A 519-nucleotide genomic window follows, 5' to 3' on the forward strand; every position below is an offset into this window, starting at 1 on the left:
CTGACGGTGTTTCCCACGGCGCCGTGAAGCCGAGCTGCTCGATTGGCAGGTTGAGGACATGGGTGAGCAGTCGCTGGTAGTCCGACCGTGGCCAGGGCGGCGTCGCCGACTCCCAGCGGCGTACCTGCCTGACGCTGATCTCCACGTGTCCCAGCCCGAGCTGCGGGGCAGCACGAGTAAGCGCGTCAGCCAGTGCTTGCTGAGACCCGAAGCCCGCGTGCTGCCTGGCGGACTTCAACAGGACATTGCCGGACGACTCAGTCATATCTCTCCTCCGAAAGCCGCGCATCACTACTCGGGCCAACCCTATCGGCCCACCAAATGACCCTGAAAAGTCCTCCTTAAGGCCTCAAGCCAGGTTCTCTTCTCACAGAGGCTGGATCCATCCGGGCGGGCGGTGAAGTCGTCGCTTCCCGCCCGGACTCCACCATTCGATACCGCGACGAAGAGGGTTCGATGCCAACACTCAGCAGAGTTCGGCCCGGCAGACCGCGACACCTGCCCGACAAGGGCGTGGGC

Annotated in this window: 1 protein-coding gene; it reads right to left on the reverse strand. The window is 64.2% G+C overall.

Annotated features, from left to right (window positions below; translation table 11 throughout):
* Nucleotides 1–265 (reverse strand): hypothetical protein (locus IEY81_RS23970; protein ID WP_229788137.1); only part of this gene is annotated, 265 nt, incomplete at its 3' end.
* Nucleotides 266–519 lie beyond the last annotated feature (254 nt).

It is taken from the genome of Nocardioides luteus (assembly GCF_014648595.1).
Classification (GTDB): Bacteria; Actinomycetota; Actinomycetes; order Propionibacteriales; family Nocardioidaceae; genus Nocardioides; species Nocardioides luteus.